An 18,429-nucleotide genomic window follows, 5' to 3' on the forward strand; every position below is an offset into this window, starting at 1 on the left:
GTGGGAAAATATTTTCTGTTTAATGGTGATGATACGGATAGATTGTTTTTGTATTGAGATTTATAAATGGTGTTTTATTCCATAATATTTTGATTTTATACAGTTATATACAAGCATAGTAGCTCTAACCAAAGATATTCGGCAAAACTGGCAGAAGGGATATATCGGACAAGTGTTGGTTCCCGATGTTTGTCGAAAAGTTATTCTGGCAAATAAACAATTGTTCTGATAAAATATAAGTACAAAATATATGTCAGGAGGTGACACTGTAGACCATCGTACGCCAAACCAATCTGGCGCAGACGATAGACCTTGCTGCAAGTCGTGCAAGGTATGATGAATGCGCTAAGAAATTACTAACTTACAAGGCAATTGTTGCCTGGATTCTCAAATCCTGTACGAAAGAGTTTTCTCAATACAGTGTCAGATTTATTTGTGATAATTGTCTGAGGGATGATATCGAAGTTTCCAGTCGCGCGGTACATCAGGATCAGACTGACCGTAATGAAATGCTGAATGGAAATGAACAGATAAGCAGTCTCAACTCCGAGGCTAATTCGATCAAAGATCAGACGGTGTATTATGATATCCGGTTTAAAGCATTATGAAAAGCACCAGGAAGATTTTGGCATTGCCATGACAGAAGAATTTGAAAGCGAGGTGCAAGATATGTGTAATCTGGGAAAAGCGCTTGTGGAACAAGGAATCGAACAGGGAATCGAACAGGGCATTGAACAGAAAAATCTGGATCTTGCCAAAATGATGCTCAAAGATAAAGAACCCATTGACAAGATTGTGAAATATACAGGGTTTGCTACAGATAAACTAGAAGAAATGGCCAGATCCATGGGATGCTGCCAGCTGGAAACTTAACGCAAGAATCTGGCAGATATGCTTGAGATTCCTGAAAAAGTCCGTCCAATGGTGTCGGATTATAAAATGAATCTGCTTCAGCTGAGGGCAAGTGAGACCTGTGATTTTCAAGATCCAGAAGTTAGATACAAAAAGCCGCATACACCGGTACAATCTGGTAGTGTTCTTTACTTTTGAAGTCTTCTGTGGAGAGAAGATACATCTGTTTAAGCTGCTCCAGAGGACATGAAGAGTCTGTCTGGTGTCTGATATTGTATAACCGCATAAGATTCCTGCATTTCTGATGCGGGGTAATTCGGTAGTCTACAGCTATAAAGTGATTATTTTTGGACAGTAAAAATGGAACTTCTGCCTGGTTGCCGCTGGACCAGTAGGAGAGTGTGTAACCGTTCTGGATAAACTGCTGTGCGAGGAAGGTTTCTGTGCAGGCAGTGTTTGCAATGCTTTCTTCGCCAGTGAGAAGCTGATAAGCAGGGATTTTGAGCATGCGTGTGCAGAGTCCTGTGTCTATAGGATACAGATGCGGATTAATTTGTTGTCTGGCAGCATTTTTGCCATCCTGATTATTATGGCATGGCAGCACAAGTCCGTTCTGGATGAGCCACTGCAATGGTTCCTGGTAGGTTTTGGCGGTGGCGCCTTTGGCGATGCGTGTATATTGAAATTTACGGCTGGTTCTTCCGAGCTGCGATGGGATGGACAGCCAGCTGTTGCGGCAGTATCGTGCAGTTCCTTTGGGAGCGAGCGTACTAATATCATTGAGAAACAGATCGAGAAGCTTTTGCTGGGTATCGGGTACCATCAGAAGCTTCTTTTCTTTTTTGTATTCCATAATGGCAGCAGGCATTCCGCCAATGATCTGGTAGAGACGAAATTGCGAGAGGGCTTTTTGGTGAAGGTCTTTTCCCATAGGTGTAAAACTGGTGAAATGGGCACGGATCTCACGGGCGAGAGCAAACTCGGCATTTGCCCAGAGAAATTCTTCGAAATCCAGAGGATAAAGTGTGAGGATATCGAAGTCGTGGTGTGAGTAGAGGTCAGAGTTTCCCACACTTCTGGTAACAGCGGCGATGTGATATTGTGGAAAGTCTGCGGCGATTGCAGAGAGGAGTGTGGAAATCTTAAGGGTGCATTGGATGTTGTCGAGGATCAGCAGGGAGGAGGATGGCCGCAGGGGTTTGTCTGCGTAGGTTTCCAGAAAGAGAAGCGCTTCCTGTGGGTCATGGGGAGTTGAGAGGTAGCTGGCAGCAGGCTGGTCTGTTTCGAGATTGATGTAGAGAGTGTTGTCGTATTGTTTGGATGCAAAGTCCATAAGCAGCCAGGTTTTTCCTGTCTGGCGGAGCCCCTGCAGAATTAAAGGCTTTCGTGCTGGGGATTTTTTCCAGTGAATCAAAGAGTCGGTACATTTTCTTCTCATAAAAAACCTCCTTTTTTACTGAAATTGCGGAGCGGTTAATAGTTATGTTTGAATTATAAATGGAAATCCGATAAAAATCTACACATAAATGTCGAAAAATGTCGATTTACACACTTTTGAATATTTGTTATCGTAATTGTATTGACAATATAACGGCTATGATAATGTAAAGGAGGATTTCTATGAAGAGAATTAACGCAATTTATGCAAGACAGTCAGTGGACAGAGCGGATAGTATTTCTATTGAGAGCCAGATTGAGTTCTGCAAGTATGAATTAAAGGGCGGTGCTTTTAAAGAATACAAGGATAAGGGATATAGTGGTAAGAATACAGTCAGGCCTCAGCTGCAGCAGCTTTTGACGGATATCCGACGTGGGGAAGTGGAGAAGGTGATCGTTTATAAGCTGGACAGAATCAGTCGTTCTATTCTTGATTTTTCAAATATGATGGAGATGTTTCAGCAGTATCAGGTAGAATTTGTCTCTTCGACAGAGAAATTTGACACTTCCACACCGATGGGGCGTGCAATGTTGAATATCTGTATTGTGTTTGCGCAGCTTGAGCGAGAAACGATACAGAAGCGTGTCAGTGATGCTTATTATTCCAGAAGTCAGAAGGGGTTTCGCATGGGTGGAAAGCCTCCTTATGGATATCGCCTTGAGGAGATCATGATGGAGGGAATCCATACGAAGAAGCTGGTGGAGGAGCCACAGGAGGCGGCAATAGTGCGGGAAATCTTTGAGATGTATGAGAAACCTTATACCTCTTATGGGGATATTACCAGATACTATGCGGAAAAAGGGGTGCAGTTTTATGGGAAAGAGCTGATACGCCCAATGCTCGCGCAGCTTCTGAGGAATCCTGTCTATGTTCGCGCGGATATGGATGTATATCGCTTTTTTAAGAGCCATGGTACAAATATTGTCAGCAGACAGGAGCAGTTTGACGGGATTCATGGATGTTATCTATACCAGGGAAGGGACGCAGCGGCAGATAAGCTGCAGAATCTGAAAGGGCATATGCTTGTGGTTGCCCCGCATGAGGGACTGGTATCATCGGAACAATGGCTGAATTGCAGGATCAAGCTCTTTGGAAATAAGACGATTCAGGCGAACAGAAAGGCTGTGAATACCTGGCTTGCCGGGAAGGTGAAATGTGGCCATTGTGGTTATGCTCTTATGAGTGTAAAAATACAGTCCGGTAAACAGTATTTGAGATGCACGAAGCGCTTAAACAACAAGGCATGTCCGGGATGTGGCAAAATTTATACAGAAGAAGTGGAGAATTATGTATATGGAGAAATGGTGCGCAAGCTGCGTGATGCGCAGACTCCGGTGGGATACACGAAACTGAATGAAAATCCGCAGGTAAAGCAGATTTACAGGGAAATTGAGGAGATTGAGGAGGAGATCTCTGTGCTTGTAGATTCCCTGATTGGTGCGGGAGAAACTCTTACGAATTATATTAACCAGAGGGTAGAGCAGCTTGATCATACGCGTCAGTTAAAGGCGGAGAAGATGACGACTCTTGCGGAGAATCATGCGACACCTGAGCAGATGGAGAAAGTGGTGTCCAATATAAGTCTCTGGAATGATATTGATTTTGATGAAAAACGATTTACAGTTGATAAGATGATTACATTGTTAAAGGTACTTCCTGGTTCAATTCAGATACAATGGAAGTTCTGAGGCGGGGGAGACGAGAATATGATGTAGAGATATGAGTTATGTTCGGGGCACAGAAGGTATGACGTATTTATGGAGTGGAATGATTCTTATAGGAATCATATATGGAGCTCTGACCGGAAACTTTAAGGCGGTGACAGAGGCGGCTGTGTCTTCGGGAAAGGATGCGGTGACTTTATGTATTTCTATGGCCGGAATCGTAGCGATGTGGTCGGGACTGATGAAGATTGCACAGGAATCCGGGATGGTGGAGAAGCTTTCCGGGAAAATGCGTCCGGTAATAAGGTTTTTGTTTCCGAGGCTGCCTCTGGAATCGGATGCCTGTAAATATATTTCGCTGAATTTCTTATCAAATATCCTTGGACTTGGCTGGGCAGCTACGCCTGCAGGACTGAAGGCAATGGAGTGTCTTGCTGATCTGGAAGAGGAGAGGATTCGTTCGCGTGTAGCCAGCAAAGAGATGTGTACATTTCTTATCATAAATATTTCGTCATTGCAGCTGATTCCTGTAAATATGATCGCGTATCGTGCACAGTATGGAAGCATAAACCCGGCGGCGGTGGTGGGACCGGGAATTGTGGCTACTGCGGTAAGTACTGCGACAGCGGTGATTTTCTGCCGGATTATGAACCGCAGAGGGAGGGGGAGATGAAGCTTCTTTCTTTTCTGTCGGATATGATGATTCCGGTTTTTATGCTCTATATTATTCTGTGGGGCTTATTTGCGAAAAGGGATGTTTATAATGATTTTCTGGATGGAGCGAAAGACGGGTTAAAAACGGTAGCAGGCATCTGTCCGGCACTGATAGGTTTGCTGACAGGAGTTGGGATTCTCAGAGGTTCGGGATTTTTGGACTTTGTGGGAAATGTGTTGGGAAAGTTAACGTCAGGTTTTGGAATTCCTTCAGAAATTTTGCCACTGACTATTGTGAGGATGTTTTCTTCCAGTGCAGCGCTTGGGTTGTTACTGGATATTTTTAAACAGTATGGGACAGATTCGAGAGCTGGGTTTATGGGAGCGGTGATCCTAAGTTCGACGGAGAGTCTGTTTTACTGTATGAGTGTGTATTTCGCAGCTGTGAAGATTGAAAAGACAAGATATACGCTGCCGGGAGCGCTTCTGGCGACATTGACCGGGACGGTAACGGCAATCGTATTGACTGGAATGTATATTTGAATGAAAAAAGCCTTATCATACATAAATTGAATGATAAGGCTTTTAGAATTTGCAAATATCTGGCTGAATCAATTCTGAGTAAGAGGTTTATTCTTTACCAGCATCTCATGAATAATATTCTGCGTGTATTCTCCGATATGTTTTTTATCTTCTTTGCTCAGCTCATCCGGGTAGATTGGCTTGCCGTATTCTACCACAACTTTTGCAGGTTTTATTTTCGGGAAGTGGGCTTCGAAGATATCGGCAGAATTGCTGATTGCGATCGGAATGACCGGGCATTTTGTTTTTGTAGCGATCTTGAAGCTTCCTTCATGGAATGGGAGCATATCGAGCTCGTCCTGGTTCCTGTTTCTGGTTCCTTCCGGGAAGATACAGATGGAAATTCCGGATTTTACTTTATCGACCGCTGTCAGGATGGTTTTCAGACCTTGTTTGATATCTTTTCTGTCAAGGAAAAGGCAGTGAAGGTAATGCATCCATGTGGACAGGAGAGGGATTTTTTCCATTTCTTTTTTGGCGATGTAGCCTGTGCGGATCGGGCAGCGGGAGTAGGTAAGAAGAATGTCAAAGTAGCTTCTGTGGTTGCCGATATAAAGCACTGGAGTATCTTTTGGCACATTTTCTTCTCCGATCACTGTGACTTTGGCGCCGGTAATCCAGAGGATGAAGCGAAATACTGCCTGGATGATCCGGAGAGAGCTGACATCCTTTGTCATAGGAGAAAATTTGCCTATGATCCATTCGACCAGAAGAATAGGAATGGACAGGATCAGATATCCGATCACCACGATACAGACGAGAATAAATCGTATCATTATTTAATTCCTTTCCGGGCATAAAAATGCTCATGTAATGTGACTGTATTGTAATCATTCAGCAATCTGCTATCCTGTAAGATTGTTCAGGAAATTAACCGAATCAAGTAAGTTCCCTGTTTCAATTGCGAAGAGCAATAAGCAGTGGGTGGGGACTTGCTTGTATCAGAAGGGGTACAAGCCCCTTCTGATAAACTGCGAAGCAGTTATTTGGTTATGCGCAAGTAGCGAAAGCGGATTGCGAATATCCGATTGACCTTGTTGGTACACCAGGCGTTGAATGATTACGGTGTTCTTTCTATTATAAAGAATTATGGGATATCCTGCAAGAAATAAAAACATAAATTCACGCTGTATGGCTAAGGATTTGTTACTGTGAAAAGAGTAAATCAGTAATATGCATTTCAGGAGAATCACATATGAACAATAGTAATAACCATCCGGATTAAAACATAAAATAGCTAGTAAAGAATGAACAGGGGTGCATTATGGGCAAAAAGGCCGCAGGGCTGGTCTGCATATTTCTGCTGATGGTCATATTAACGGGCTGTCAGCTGATCAGAATTGAAGAGGGAGAACGGACACCTCTGAAATATACGATCGTAAAACAGGAAGAAATCCCGGCGGAAGCTGTGGAACTGATGGAACAGAAGAAGGAGAAAACATTTCAGATGACATACCAGGTGGGAGACGTACGGTATCTGATGAAAGGATATGGGGAACAGCTTACGGGAGGTTACAGCATTCAGGTGGAGGAGGTTTCTGAATCGGAGAATGCAGTGTTCTGCAAAACGAGACTGATTGGCCCGGCGGAGGAGAAAGCAGGAAGTGAGCCGTCTTATCCATGTATTGTTCTAAAGATAGCAGAAACAAAGAAGCCTGTGGAGTTTTCCGGTTGATTGAATCCTGAGTATCTAATTTGAGGGTACAGTGTGCCGGTGGCATACGTTTTGCGTTGGTCAGAGTAAAGGTGAAAAGGTATCATATCAGGAAAGGAATGAAGAAGATTGGAATTAAAAAAAGAGAGTATCCAAATGCTGCGTATCAAGAATAAAGCAACAAGTCAGGTGACTTTTGACGAAGACTATAATGTACCGGATGTGAAACCGGATATCGGCAGGATGGTACAGAGTAAAGCAGAAGTCTCTATGGATGAAGTCCGTCTGAGCGAGGGGAGAGCCCTGCTTAAAGGAACACTGAATGTGGATTTGCTTTACGTGGGAGAAAAAGAGGGAAAAATATACAGTCTTTCAGCGAAGCTTCCGATGGATGAGGTCATCAATCTGGAGGGAATCGAAGGGGGAGATAAGCTGTGCCTGAACTGGGAGATTGAGGATCTCAGTGTTCATGTGATTCATTCCAGAAAATTAAATATCAAGGCAATCGTAACGTTTTATGCGGTGGTGGATGAGCTGGCAGAGGTTAAACTTCCTGCTGCTCTGGATGATGCGGAGATTTCTGTAAAGAAAAAGACAATTCCGCTTATGAATCTGTGCGTACATAAAAAGGACACTCTGCGTATCAAAGATGATATTACCCTTGCATCAAACCGGCCAAATGTGGAGAATCTTTTGTGGTATACCATCGAACCGCGAAATCTTGATATCCGTCCGGAGGAAAATAAGCTCCGGGTAAAAGGAGAACTGGCAGTTTTTGTTCTATACACAGGTTCGGAGGAAGAAAATCCGCCGCAGTGGCTGGAGTATATTATGCCATTTAATAATGAGGCAGAATGTACCGGCTGTCTGGAGGAACTGATTCCGCATATTGAGGTATCGCTGATTCATCAGGGAATGGAAGTGAAACCCGATCCGGATGGGGAAGAGCGCATTTTGCAGGTGGACGCAGTTCTGGAGTTAAACATGAGGATGTACAAAGAGGAAGAACATGAGTTGCTTCTGGATGCATATAGCCCTGTAAAGGAGTGTGTTCTGCATAGAAAAAATGAGATGCTGGAGAGTCTTCTGGTACGCAATTTTTCCAAATGCAGGCTGACGGACAGAATAGAAGTGAAAGAGAATCAGGGAAAAGTTCTACAACTTTGTCACAGCAGTGGCAAGGTAAAGGTGGATAAGACCAGAATAACGGACAAAGGAATTGTAGCAGAGGGAATTGTAGCTCTTAAGATTCTATATATTATAGGAAATGATGAGATGCCATTTTATTCCATGGATGCTATGCTGCCGTTTACACATCTGGTCGAAGCGAAAGATATCGGGCAGGACTGTACGTATTTTCTGCAGGCGGATCTGGAGCAACTTTCCACTGCAATGGCGGATGGGGCTGAGATTGAAGTTAAGGCGGCAGTGGGATTGAATGTGCTGGTGTTCAGACAATGGGAAGAACAGATTATTGAATCGGTGGAGGAACAGCCGCTTGACCGCAAAAAGATTGAAAGTATGCCGGGAATTACGGTTTATATTGTTAAAAATGGGGATACTTTGTGGGACATTGCAAGGAAATTTTACACGACTGTGGATGAGATCTGCAATGTAAACAGTCTTGCAGAAAAAGAGGTGAAAGCAGGGCAGCCACTAATCCTGGTAAAGCAGGTGCCGCAATGATTAACAGAGATTATATTTATATGCTGATATTTTGCAATGATATTCTACAATCCGGGTAAATTCTGTGCATTGCGAAGAGTGTTACCTGGCATGGAGTGAATAGGAATCAATTGAAAAAAATTTTCCACAAAAATAAAGAAACATATATTGAAAACAGCTATGAAATGTTTTAAAATATGTACAAAATATTTTATTGTATACAAAGTACAAGAGAAAATCGGAGGGAATTATGCGTTTACGTGCATTTGCAAAGATAAATCTGGGATTGGATATTCTCAGAAAGAGAGAGGATGGTTATCACGAAGTCCGGATGATCATGCAGACAATTCAGATGTATGATGTACTGGAAATGAAGAAGGTGAAGAAACCGGGAATTTCTCTGTCTGTAAATTATCCGTATATTCCCAGCGATGAACGAAATCTGGTGTATAAAGCGGCGAAGCTTTTGATGGATGAATTTCAGGTAAAAGAAGGCGTAGATATCCGTCTTGAGAAATTTATCCCTGTTGCGGCGGGAATGGCTGGCGGAAGTTCAGATGCGGCAGCAGCGATGGTAGGAATTAACCATCTGTTTAAACTGGGACTTAGTGAGAAAGACCTGATGGATCGTGCAGTGAATATAGGCGCAGACGTTCCTTATTGTATTATGCGTGGAACTGCGCTGGCAGAAGGAATTGGCGAGAAACTTACCAGAATCGCACAGGTTCCGGACTGTTATGTGCTGATCGGCAAGCCGGGAATTGGTGTATCTACAAAGACAGCTTATGAGAGTCTGCAGCTTGATAAGATTCAGTCCCATCCGGATATTGACGGAATGATCAGGGATATTGAGAATGGTAATCTTCTGGCGATGACGGATAAGATGGGAAATGTTTTCGAATCAGGAATCATCGGGAAGTATCCGGTGATTGGTGAGATTAAAGACCTGATGGAAGCGAACGGAGCGCTTAAAGCGATGATGAGTGGGAGCGGTCCGACGGTGTTTGGCATTTTTGATGATCGTGAGAAGATGGAGGCTGCGGCAGCAGTACTCAGACAGAGTAATCTGGCTAAGACTGTTTTTGCAACAGAAGTAACGAAAGTAAGGGAGAGACACAAATGACAAGTGAATTTTCAGTAAACATGAATGAATATCTGCCATTGAGAGATGTGGTTTTTAATACATTGCGTCAGGCAATCCTCAAAGGAGAGCTGAAGCCGGGCGAGAGACTGATGGAGATTGCCCTTGCAGAGAGACTTGGAGTGAGCAGAACTCCGATCAGAGAAGCGATGCGTAAGCTGGAGCAGGAGGGGCTGGTTGTGATGATCCCGAGACGTGGAGCTCAGGTTGCGAACATTACAGAGAAGGATCTGAACGATGTTCTGGAGGTTCGTATTGCCCTTGAAAACGTAGCTATTGAGAAAGCCTGCGCACGTATGTCAGAAGAAGAGATGAGTAGACTCTGGCTTGCTGCCAAGGAGTTTGAGCATACGATCACAGAGGGAAATCTTGTAAAGCTTGCCGAGGCAGATGTTGCGTTTCATGAGATTATTTATCAGGCTTCGGATAATAAGAGACTGATTCAGGTTCTCAACAATATGCGTGAGCAGATTTACCGTTATCGTGTGGAATATCTTAAAGAAGGAGAGACAAGAGATTTGCTTGTGAAAGAGCACGAGGAACTTACCAGGGCAATTAAGGAACGTGACGTCGAACGTGCGAAACAGCTTTCCTTCCAGCATATTGAGAATCAGAGAATGGCTATTCTGCGTTCAATTGAGGCTGAGAATGCAGAACGTGAGCGCTTAGAGAAGGAGAAATCCAGAGGTCGCAGATAGAACAGTGTTGGGATTGTGAATTGTTGCGTATATAATTTTTAATATCGGGAAATTCTAAGAGAGGCGAAAAGCCTCTCTTTTTTTATCAGGCGGAGAATCCTGCAAGCAGGATTCTTATAGAAACGAGGTGATAACTGTGAAAGAACCGGAAATTTCCCGAAAAGTATCTGCAAATCTGCGGGAGAATGAAAAGTATCTGCGAAGCAGACTGGAGAATTGTGCTGATATTCTGATCCGTCCTATGCGACTCGGAGAGAACCATAAAGTAGACTGTCTCATGGTTTATATAGAGGTTGCGGTTTCTAATATGATGCTGGACGATTCTGCCATTGGAAAGATGATCAATCATTTCTGGGAAATTTCTCCCGGACAGATTCAGGAATTTGTTCAGCATAACAGCCTTGGAATCGCAGATGTGAAGAAGCTGGAAGATCTGGACGAGGCCATAGAAGCCATGCTGACCGGAAATGCCATATTTTTTATAGATGGCTATGACAAAGCAATGAAAATCTCCAGCAAGGGTTATCCGTCTATGGGAGTGATGAAGGCCGAATCAGAGAAAGTTCTCAGAGGTTCCCAGGAGGGATTTTCAGACAGTGTAAAGAGCAACAGCGCATTGGTAAGAAAGAGACTTAGGGATACCAGACTTAAAGTGGAAGAGTATAAGATTGGAGTGCGTTCTCATACCCTGACTCAGGTATTGTATATGGATGACCTGGTACATGAAGAACTTCTGGAAAAGGTAAAGGAAAGGCTGGAGGAGTTTCAGATTGATGGGATTCTGGACAGCGGTATGCTGGAACAGCTGACGGAGGATGTATGGTATTCGCCTTTTCCGCAGTATCAGACAACAGAACGGCCGGACCGCGCTGTGCAGGAAATTCTGAACGGTAAGGTTGTGATTTTATGTGATAATTCACCGGAAGCTTTAATTTTGCCGGGGACTTTCAACAGCTTTATGGAGAGCAGCGAGGACTGGTATCACAGATTTGAAATGGCTTCTTTTCTGAGAATACTGCGATATCTGGCGGTGATTATGGCAACAATCCTGCCGGGACTTTATCTGGCAGTGATTCGTTTTCATACACAGATTCTGCCATCTTCGTTGATTTTGTCTTTTGCTGAGGCGAGGGAGGGTGTCCCTTTTTCAAGCGTAGTGGAACTTATTTTTCTGGAGCTGGCTTTTGAACTGATCAGGGAGGCAGGGGTGCGGGTTCCGGGATCGCTTGGAAATGCCATCGGAATCGTGGGCGGTCTGATTATTGGACAGGCAGCAGTAGATGCAAATCTGGTAAGCCCGATCGTTGTAATGATCGTGGCTTTGACAGCACTGGGTTCAATGACGGTTCCGAATGAAGAATTTGCAGCGGCATTCCGATTGGTAAAATATGGATTTCTGATTCTGGGTGGATATCTTGGAATTTATGGGCTTGTATTAGGAGTATATCTGCTGGTGAGTCATCTGGCAGGGCTGATGAGTTTCTCGGTTCCGTATCTGGTGCCTTTTATAAAGAAAGAACAGGCGGGCAATGGAGGAGAGGGAATCTTGAGAATTCCTTTGCGAAGAAGAAGCTTAAGACCACTTTTTGCAAGAGAAGAACAGAAAATCCGGTTAAAAAGGAGGGGATCCGGTTCATGAGATTTGCAGAGAATAACAGAATTTCTCACAGACAATTATACAGACAGATGATACTGGCACTTCTTGCACCGTTTATGCTTTGTATTTTTGGAAAAGGTGGAATAAATGGGATCAGCGCTGTGACAGGGACTGTGCTTGCATTGATTTTACTTGGTTTCTATGTGATTTTGCTGATTCGCCTCACGCCTGCTTTTGATGATCTTGTAAAATCTGCGGGAGGTTTTGTTGGGCGGCTGATTGGGATTTTCTTCTTGCTTTATGTATTGCTGGCAGGAGGATATCTGTTGGCACTTTTAAGATATCTGGTTCCTGCGAGTCTTATCACAGGAGTTTCCGGCAGATGGATTGCGTTCTGGGCGATAGTGGCGTGTTCGCTGGGAACTTATAAGGGAATGCAGAGAAGAGGGCGAATGGCGGAAGTTTCCGGAGGCCTGCTTCTGGGGGGAATTGTGATTATGCTGGCACTTTGCGTACCTCAGGCGAAGGCAGAGTATTTTATGGAAGCGTTGCAGTGGAATGAGGTTACAGGGAAGAATATCCGGCAGTCTTTTTACGGGATATTATGTGCATTTTCGGCGGTTGCATTGTTGCCATTTCTGATGGGAGATGTGGAGAAATATGGAAGTGCAGGGAAGACTGCAGCGGGTGCGATCCTGACACTGGGAGTGCTCCTTATAGGAATGGAACTTCTGCTTCCGGCAGTGCTGGGATATGACAGGATAAAAGCGGAAAGTTATCCGGTTTTACCGTTATTGGACGGCGCTGATCTTCCCGGAAATGTGTTGGCGCGTTTTGATATTATATGGATGGGATTTTTGTTATACAGCCTGCTTTTTGCGATAGGAAGTTTGCTGCATTATGGACATCAGATCATCCGAAAAGCACACCTTGGTACGGGGCGGTTATGGATGCCGGTGATGATATTTCTGATATCACTTCTGGAAGAGAATGGAAATGGAATCTTAAATTATTTTGGGTGGATTCTGGCATATGTTTTTGTTCCGGGAATTTTAATCTGCCAGGTTTATCTGTTTTTCAGAGGAAAGGAGAGACATAAGAATCACAGGAAGAAAGCGCCTGCTGTGGTTGCCGGAATTCTGGCGCTCAGCTTTTTCCTGGGAGGATGTGGTGTGGCTGTGGAGCCAGAAAAGAGAATATATCCGATGGCGCTTGGCATGGACGCTTCGCCGGAAGGAATTCTTCTGTCTTATGGGATGCCGGATATGTCGGAGAGTACCGGACAGGGGAAAGAAGAGGAAGATGGCGGGGCAAGACTTCTGCAGATCAGTGGTTCTGATTTTACGCAGATTGAGCAGGCATATGACCGTTCGCAGGAGAAACTTCTGGATATGGGACATCTGCAGGTGCTGGTCATTGGACAGACACTTGTAGAAGATGGACGTTGGAGAATGGTCCTCGATTATCTGAAACAGGAGGCTTTTGTCGGGGAGGATCTTTATGTATTTGAAGCGGAAAATGCGGCAGAAATTCTGAACTGGCAGGGGGAGGATAATTCGTCGGTGGGAGAATATATTTCAGGGCTGCTTGAGAACAGAATGTCAGGGGGAAATACAGAGATGGTGACTCTCAGGGAGCTTTTTTATGAAAAGTATAAAGAGGATAAGCTGAAGGAATTGCCCTATGTGAATATCAGGAATGGAAGTATAAATCTTCAGAATGTGTAAATAATTTCAATAACACAATTAACAGGAGGTTTATGCAATGATAAATAGAAGAAACGCAATGATAAAAAGAAAAACAGGTATAGCAGGAAAGATAACAAAGAAATTGACCATTACGATTATAGGAGGACTTGCAGGTGCGATTCTGGCGGGAACGATGCCGCAGCAAGTACAAAATTTCGCACAAAAACGACAGGAACAGACAGCAGTTACCGCATGGTGGGGAACGCTCTATCCGAAATTCTGTTTCTCTCAGATCCCTGAGGAAAATAAAGACCAGAAAGATGACATAAAGATATCCTTCTGGCTTGCGCGGGCTCTTGATTGGTGATAGAATAATGGGACAATCATTATGAAAGATAATGAACAATCGTAACAATTCAGCAGTCTGCTATTCCGCGAGGTACTGAACAGTTACGAACAATCAATAGAGATGGAGAGAAATTAATGAATATAGACAGAGAGGCACCGATTGGAGTATTTGATTCCGGTGTGGGAGGACTGACCGTTGCGCGTGAGATTATGCGCAATCTTCCTTCAGAGAAAATCGTATATTTTGGTGATACGGCGAGAGTGCCTTATGGAAGTAAATCGAAAGAGACAATTATCCGGTACTCCCGGCAGATCATCCGTTTTCTGCAGGAACAGCAGGTCAAGGCAATCGTCATTGCCTGTAACACGGCAAGTGCATTTGCACTGGATGCAGTAAGAGATGAATTTGATATTCCGATCATTGGTGTAATAGAACCAGGAGCTGAGGTTGCAGCAGCCCAGACTAAGAATAAAAGGGTTGGAATTATTGGTACTGTAGGAACAGTAGGAAGTGGTATACATGCAGAATACCTTAAGAAACTGGATCCAACGATCACAGTCTTTGCAAAAGCATGCCCCCTTTTTGTACCGCTGGTTGAGGAAGGATGGCTACATGATTCTGTGACAGATGAGGTTGCTGCCAGATATCTGAAGGAGCTGCAGGATAAAGAGGTAGATACACTTATCCTGGGATGTACACATTATCCACTGCTTCGATCTACGATCAGAAAGATCATGGGAGAGGATGTGTGTCTGGTGAATCCGGCTTATGAGACTGCGCTTGAGCTGCGCAGATTGCTGGATGAGAAAGGACTTTCCAGCGAAGGTACAGAGAAGAATGAATTTCCGTACCGCTTCTATGTAAGTGACCTGGCGGATGAGTTTAAGGCATTTGCCAATTCGATTCTGCCGTATGATGTGGAGATGACCAAGAAAATAGACATAGAAAAGTATTGATATATTATAGCTGCAAAAGAGAAGACAGTGTGATTGATTATATGAACTGTCAGGTGCTGAATTATAGTGATTCTTAAAAATATTGTAGCAGCTGGAATGATACATAAAAACAAAGCTATAGAAGAATATCAGGAGTATGAGAGAAATGGATAAAGAAGTACTGATTCACGTAAGGGGACTTCAGACAATAGATGCAGATGGCGATCAGGAACCGGTCGAGATCGTTGTACCTGGACAGTATTATTTCCGGAATGGAAGTCATTATCTGCGCTATGAAGAGATTCTGGAGGATTTCGCAGAACCTACGATTAATTACATAAAAATATCACCTAAGGGCATGGAAGTCCGCAAAAAAGGTGTGGTTAATGTTCACATGGTTTTTGAACAGGGTAAGAAGAATATGACTTACTATACGACTCCTTATGGAACAATCGAGATGGGAATTGCTGCAACGAATATGAATCTGGAGGAAAATGACGGCAGCCTTGATATGAAGGTTGACTATGCATTGGATATGAATCAGGAGCATGTGGCAGACTGCTATCTTGCGATTAAGGCACAGCCGAAGGATTGTAAGGATTTCACGATTTAACCGAATCAAGTAAGTCCCCTGCTTCAATTGCGAAGAGCAATAAGCTGTGAGAGGGGACTTGAATGGAACCTATAAATAGGAGAACTTACAGATAGGTGTAAAACGATTAGAATTAAATAAAAGACCGATGATCTTATATGGGGATATGCTGCCTGCGAAGCAGGAGACATATCAAAGATCATCGGTCTTTTTCATACAGTAAATATTCACCTGACTGATTTAACTGGTGATTATTTAGCAGCTTTATCTTTCTTAAATCTTGCGAAGAAACCTTTCTTCTTAGTAGCCGGTGCTTCCAGAGAACCACGGATTCCTTTCACGCCTACGATATAAAGACCGCTTACTTCGGCTTTGATTTCTTTCTTAACCGGAATCAGATCGAAGACTTTCTCATCTGCGATCATGATAGCAATCCTTGGTCCGACTTTGGCTTTAACGATCGGAAGTTTGGAACGGCGCATAAGCTTAGGTGTCTGTTCAATTACCATCTGAGGAAGTCCGGATTCTTTTAACGGCATCCTCTTTTTATCGATAACCAGCATGGAAACGGTTTGTTTTGTTGCTTCAATCTGAGCCTGCTGTTCTTCCTGTTTCTTCTGAGCTTTTTTGCCGAAGAAATATAAACCGATCAGTGCAGCGATCAGGATAACAAGAATGACCAGAAGGACTATTGTTACTGTACTCATTTGCATCCTCCTAATATGTGTGTTTTCACAGGGGCTGTTACAGATAGACAGCCCATTGCATAAAAATTATTTTATCATTAAACAGGACAAAACGCAATTATTAAAAAAGAATTCTTGGGATTTTGGCAGGTGTATATAAAAATATTTTGCGAGAAAGTGTAGTGCGAATAGTAACTGGAAATTTGTATTATTATACGTTATAATTGTAGTAAAAACATTTTTACAGGATGGAAAGCCTGTGTGTGGTTATAATATGGTTATCCAGATAACAATAAAAGTACTGAACAAAAGGTAACTGTTCACCAATTACTTATTCAGAGGATAAAAAGGAGGAAAGTATGAGCAAATTAAAGCCTGACTCTGAAAATACAGAGGAGAGACTTTCAGATAAGGAAGAAGTAACTAAAAATGAAACGGCTGCAAATACAGCAGATAAGAATGCAGTAGATACAAGTATGGCAGATGCCAATACAAATGCAGAAGATACAAAGGCAACAGATACAAATACAGAAGATACAAATGCAGATAGTGCTTTGCAGGAATCAGAAACAGAGAAACAGGCACAGACTTCAGAGACAGAAGTACAGGATAAGTCATCTGAGGAGGAAGAACTTCCGGCTGCAAGTGAGGATGAGGATTTCTTCTATGATGACAATAAAGCATATGAGGCCCGAAGAGCAGCCAGACTGGAACGGCGCAATAAACTTCGCCGCAGAAAAAAGAGAGTGCGTATTGCCGGTGGAATCGTAGTAGTGGCAGCGGTAGCAATCGGAATCGGCGTGGGATTTTACGGGGAAGAATTGCAGACATTTTTCAGCGAGCAGCAGACAAAGATCACTCAGATGGCAAAGTTATTTGGTACAAGGAAAGAAAAGACTGCCCAGACAATTGCAGAAGCAGAGGGAGAAGCGGAAGCTGAAAATACAGCAACACCTGAGGCAACGCCGGAAGGAGAGAGTCTGAGCAAAGAAGATAAAGCTCTTTACAGACAGGCAAAATATGCGGCAAATCAGTATGACTATGATAAGGCTATTGCTTTGCTTCAGGGCAGTGACACTTATCAGACAAGCGAGAAATTCCAGCATGCGGTCAAGGTTTACCAGAAGAAGAAAGATTCCTGTGTTTCCTGGCCGTTAGATCAGGTGACACATGTTTTCTACCATACACTGATCAAAGATACCAGCAAGGCATTTGACGGGGATTATAAAACAGGGGATTATGACCAGGTTATGACAACGATTGATGAATTTAATCAGATCACGCAGAGTATGTATGATAAGGGATATGTTATGGTCAGCATTTATGATATGGCGACAGCAGATGAGAATGGAAACATGAATATGGGAGAAATTCTGCTTCCGCCAGGTAAAGTGCCGTTTGTCCTTTCGCAGGATGATGTATGTTATTATCATTATATGGACGGGGACGGATTTGCCACGAAACTTATTGTGGATGATGAAGGCAAGGTCCGTAATGAATATGTAGAAGATGATGGCAGTATTTCTGTAGGAGATTACGACATGGTTCCTCTGATTGACCGTTTCGTGGAAGAACATCCGGATTTCTCATACAGAGGAGCAAAAGGAATTGTAGCGCTTACAGGATACAATGGAATTCTTGGTTATCGTACAGACAGCAGTTATGAAACCCGTCCGGATGATTTGGATGCAGATAAAGTGAAATGGCTTGATGAACATCCGGATTTTGATCTGAATACAGAGAGGGAAGGCGCTGCCAGAGTTGCGCAGGCCATGAAAGATGAAGGATGGCTGTTTGCGAGTCATACCTGGGGCCATCAGAATGTAAGTCAGGTAAGTCTGGAGAGATTACAGGCAGATACACAGAAATTTAAAGAGAATGTTGATCCGCTGATCGGTGGAACAGATATTATTATTTTTGCATTTGGTGCAGATCTTACCAGTGTAGAAGATTATTCAGGGGAGAAATTTGAATATCTTAAGGGCCAGGGGTATAACTATTATTGCAATGTGGATTCCAGTCAGTACTTCGTACAGATCCGCAGCAATTATTTCCGCCAGGGAAGGAGAAATCTGGATGGATACAGAATGTACTATAATCCGGAACTTCTTTCAGATCTGTTTGATGCACAGGCAGTGTTTGATTCTTCCAGACCGGTGCCGGTCCCGACTATGGGATGAGAATAATAAAGGGGACGAACAGTGTTCGCTGACAGAATAAAGGAGACGCATAAT

At 43.4% G+C, this 18,429-nt stretch carries 17 protein-coding genes; 14 read left to right on the forward strand and 3 right to left on the reverse strand.

What is annotated here, in order from left to right; genetic code table 11:
• Positions 1-582 precede the first annotated feature (582 nt).
• Positions 583-873 carry a hypothetical protein gene (locus WKT11_RS18520; protein WP_243009634.1) on the forward strand — a complete coding sequence of 97 codons (291 nt, stop codon included), beginning with the start codon at positions 583-585 and terminating at the stop codon, positions 871-873.
• Between the two features lie 121 nt (positions 874-994).
• Here WKT11_RS18520 and WKT11_RS18525 read toward each other — a convergent pair whose 3' ends face one another.
• The gene (locus WKT11_RS18525; protein ID WP_118516630.1) at positions 995-2,290 is read right to left on the reverse strand and encodes an ATP-binding protein; all 1,296 of its coding nucleotides are present in this window, start codon (positions 2,288-2,290) and stop codon (positions 995-997) included.
• 182 nt (positions 2,291-2,472) lie between these two features.
• Here WKT11_RS18525 and WKT11_RS18530 point away from each other — a divergent pair, with 182 nt between their 5' ends.
• Genes WKT11_RS18530 through WKT11_RS18540 form a run of 3 tightly spaced genes read left to right on the forward strand, consistent with a single transcriptional unit; the run spans position 2,473 to position 5,151 of the window.
• On the forward strand, positions 2,473-3,978 hold the full coding sequence (locus WKT11_RS18530; RefSeq protein ID WP_118516629.1) for a recombinase family protein: 1,506 nt from the start codon (positions 2,473-2,475) through the stop codon (positions 3,976-3,978).
• 58 nt (positions 3,979-4,036) lie between these two features.
• Entirely contained in the window at positions 4,037-4,627 is a 591-nt protein-coding gene (locus WKT11_RS18535) for a nucleoside recognition protein (protein ID WP_118516666.1), read from the forward strand.
• Positions 4,624-5,151 (forward strand): spore maturation protein, encoded by a 528-nt coding sequence (locus tag WKT11_RS18540; RefSeq protein ID WP_117677227.1) that lies wholly within the window; start codon positions 4,624-4,626, stop codon positions 5,149-5,151. Before WKT11_RS18535 ends, WKT11_RS18540 begins: the two co-directional genes overlap by 4 nt.
• A 68-nt stretch (positions 5,152-5,219) precedes the next feature.
• Here the strand turns inward: WKT11_RS18540 and WKT11_RS18545 are convergent, their stop codons facing one another.
• Positions 5,220-5,966 carry a lysophospholipid acyltransferase family protein gene (locus WKT11_RS18545; protein ID WP_117677226.1) on the reverse strand — a complete coding sequence of 249 codons (747 nt, stop codon included), beginning with the start codon at positions 5,964-5,966 and terminating at the stop codon, positions 5,220-5,222.
• Between the two features lie 488 nt (positions 5,967-6,454).
• On the opposite strand from WKT11_RS18545, the gene WKT11_RS18550 reads away from it, so the two are divergent.
• The 9 genes from WKT11_RS18550 (at position 6,455) to WKT11_RS18590 (ending at position 15,530) form a co-directional block, all read left to right on the forward strand.
• Positions 6,455-6,865: a protease complex subunit PrcB family protein gene (locus tag WKT11_RS18550; protein ID WP_178761076.1), complete on the forward strand. Its 411-nt coding sequence runs from the start codon at positions 6,455-6,457 to the stop codon at positions 6,863-6,865.
• Positions 6,866-6,973: 108 nt separating this feature from the next.
• Positions 6,974-8,530 (forward strand): DUF3794 and LysM peptidoglycan-binding domain-containing protein, encoded by a 1,557-nt coding sequence (locus WKT11_RS18555; protein ID WP_117846232.1) that lies wholly within the window; start codon positions 6,974-6,976, stop codon positions 8,528-8,530.
• Between the two features lie 229 nt (positions 8,531-8,759).
• Positions 8,760-9,632, forward strand: a complete 873-nt coding sequence (gene ispE, locus WKT11_RS18560) for a 4-(cytidine 5'-diphospho)-2-C-methyl-D-erythritol kinase (RefSeq protein WP_117677224.1) — start codon at positions 8,760-8,762, stop codon at positions 9,630-9,632.
• A complete protein-coding gene (locus tag WKT11_RS18565; RefSeq protein WP_118137436.1) occupies positions 9,629-10,348 on the forward strand; it encodes a GntR family transcriptional regulator in 720 nt (239 codons plus the stop codon). Before ispE ends, WKT11_RS18565 begins: the two co-directional genes overlap by 4 nt.
• A gap of 136 nt (positions 10,349-10,484) precedes the next feature.
• Positions 10,485-11,987 (forward strand): spore germination protein, encoded by a 1,503-nt coding sequence (locus WKT11_RS18570; RefSeq protein WP_182439618.1) that lies wholly within the window; start codon positions 10,485-10,487, stop codon positions 11,985-11,987.
• Positions 11,984-13,672 carry a GerAB/ArcD/ProY family transporter gene (locus WKT11_RS18575; RefSeq protein WP_118516628.1) on the forward strand — a complete coding sequence of 563 codons (1,689 nt, stop codon included), beginning with the start codon at positions 11,984-11,986 and terminating at the stop codon, positions 13,670-13,672. Before WKT11_RS18570 ends, WKT11_RS18575 begins: the two co-directional genes overlap by 4 nt.
• A gap of 37 nt (positions 13,673-13,709) precedes the next feature.
• Entirely contained in the window at positions 13,710-14,000 is a 291-nt protein-coding gene (locus WKT11_RS18580) for a hypothetical protein (RefSeq protein WP_118137432.1), read from the forward strand.
• A gap of 116 nt (positions 14,001-14,116) precedes the next feature.
• Positions 14,117-14,938 carry a glutamate racemase gene (gene murI / locus WKT11_RS18585; RefSeq protein ID WP_117677220.1) on the forward strand — a complete coding sequence of 274 codons (822 nt, stop codon included), beginning with the start codon at positions 14,117-14,119 and terminating at the stop codon, positions 14,936-14,938.
• A 145-nt stretch (positions 14,939-15,083) separates the two neighbouring features.
• Positions 15,084-15,530 (forward strand): DUF1934 domain-containing protein, encoded by a 447-nt coding sequence (locus WKT11_RS18590; RefSeq protein WP_178761071.1) that lies wholly within the window; start codon positions 15,084-15,086, stop codon positions 15,528-15,530.
• A 230-nt stretch (positions 15,531-15,760) separates the two neighbouring features.
• On the opposite strand, the gene WKT11_RS18595 is transcribed toward WKT11_RS18590, so the two are convergent.
• Complete coding sequence (locus tag WKT11_RS18595; protein WP_117677218.1) at positions 15,761-16,216, reverse strand: hypothetical protein; 456 nt, start codon at positions 16,214-16,216, stop codon at positions 15,761-15,763.
• Positions 16,217-16,554: 338 nt separating this feature from the next.
• Here WKT11_RS18595 and WKT11_RS18600 point away from each other — a divergent pair, with 338 nt between their 5' ends.
• A complete protein-coding gene (locus WKT11_RS18600; RefSeq protein WP_340285525.1) occupies positions 16,555-18,375 on the forward strand; it encodes a polysaccharide deacetylase in 1,821 nt (606 codons plus the stop codon).
• Positions 18,376-18,429: the final 54 nt, after the last annotated feature.

It is taken from the genome of Blautia sp. HCN-1074 (assembly GCF_037890165.1).
Taxonomy (GTDB): domain Bacteria; phylum Bacillota; class Clostridia; order Lachnospirales; family Lachnospiraceae; genus Blautia_A.

Excerpts from the sequence above, each read along its gene's own strand:
- WKT11_RS18520 (WP_243009634.1), top strand. The coding sequence starts at position 583 with ATGATATCCGGTTTAAAGCATTATGAAAAGCACCAGGAAGATTTTGGC.
- WKT11_RS18525 (WP_118516630.1), bottom strand. The coding sequence starts at position 2,290 with ATGAGAAGAAAATGTACCGACTCTTTGATTCACTGGAAAAAATCCCCA.
- WKT11_RS18530 (WP_118516629.1), top strand. The coding sequence starts at position 2,473 with ATGAAGAGAATTAACGCAATTTATGCAAGACAGTCAGTGGACAGAGCG.
- WKT11_RS18535 (WP_118516666.1), top strand. The coding sequence starts at position 4,037 with ATGACGTATTTATGGAGTGGAATGATTCTTATAGGAATCATATATGGA.
- WKT11_RS18540 (WP_117677227.1), top strand. The coding sequence starts at position 4,624 with ATGAAGCTTCTTTCTTTTCTGTCGGATATGATGATTCCGGTTTTTATG.
- WKT11_RS18545 (WP_117677226.1), bottom strand. The coding sequence starts at position 5,966 with ATGATACGATTTATTCTCGTCTGTATCGTGGTGATCGGATATCTGATC.
- WKT11_RS18550 (WP_178761076.1), top strand. The coding sequence starts at position 6,455 with ATGGGCAAAAAGGCCGCAGGGCTGGTCTGCATATTTCTGCTGATGGTC.
- ispE (WP_117677224.1), top strand. The coding sequence starts at position 8,760 with ATGCGTTTACGTGCATTTGCAAAGATAAATCTGGGATTGGATATTCTC.
- WKT11_RS18565 (WP_118137436.1), top strand. The coding sequence starts at position 9,629 with ATGACAAGTGAATTTTCAGTAAACATGAATGAATATCTGCCATTGAGA.
- WKT11_RS18575 (WP_118516628.1), top strand. The coding sequence starts at position 11,984 with ATGAGATTTGCAGAGAATAACAGAATTTCTCACAGACAATTATACAGA.
- WKT11_RS18580 (WP_118137432.1), top strand. The coding sequence starts at position 13,710 with ATGATAAATAGAAGAAACGCAATGATAAAAAGAAAAACAGGTATAGCA.
- murI (WP_117677220.1), top strand. The coding sequence starts at position 14,117 with ATGAATATAGACAGAGAGGCACCGATTGGAGTATTTGATTCCGGTGTG.
- WKT11_RS18590 (WP_178761071.1), top strand. The coding sequence starts at position 15,084 with ATGGATAAAGAAGTACTGATTCACGTAAGGGGACTTCAGACAATAGAT.
- WKT11_RS18595 (WP_117677218.1), bottom strand. The coding sequence starts at position 16,216 with ATGAGTACAGTAACAATAGTCCTTCTGGTCATTCTTGTTATCCTGATC.
- WKT11_RS18600 (WP_340285525.1), top strand. The coding sequence starts at position 16,555 with ATGAGCAAATTAAAGCCTGACTCTGAAAATACAGAGGAGAGACTTTCA.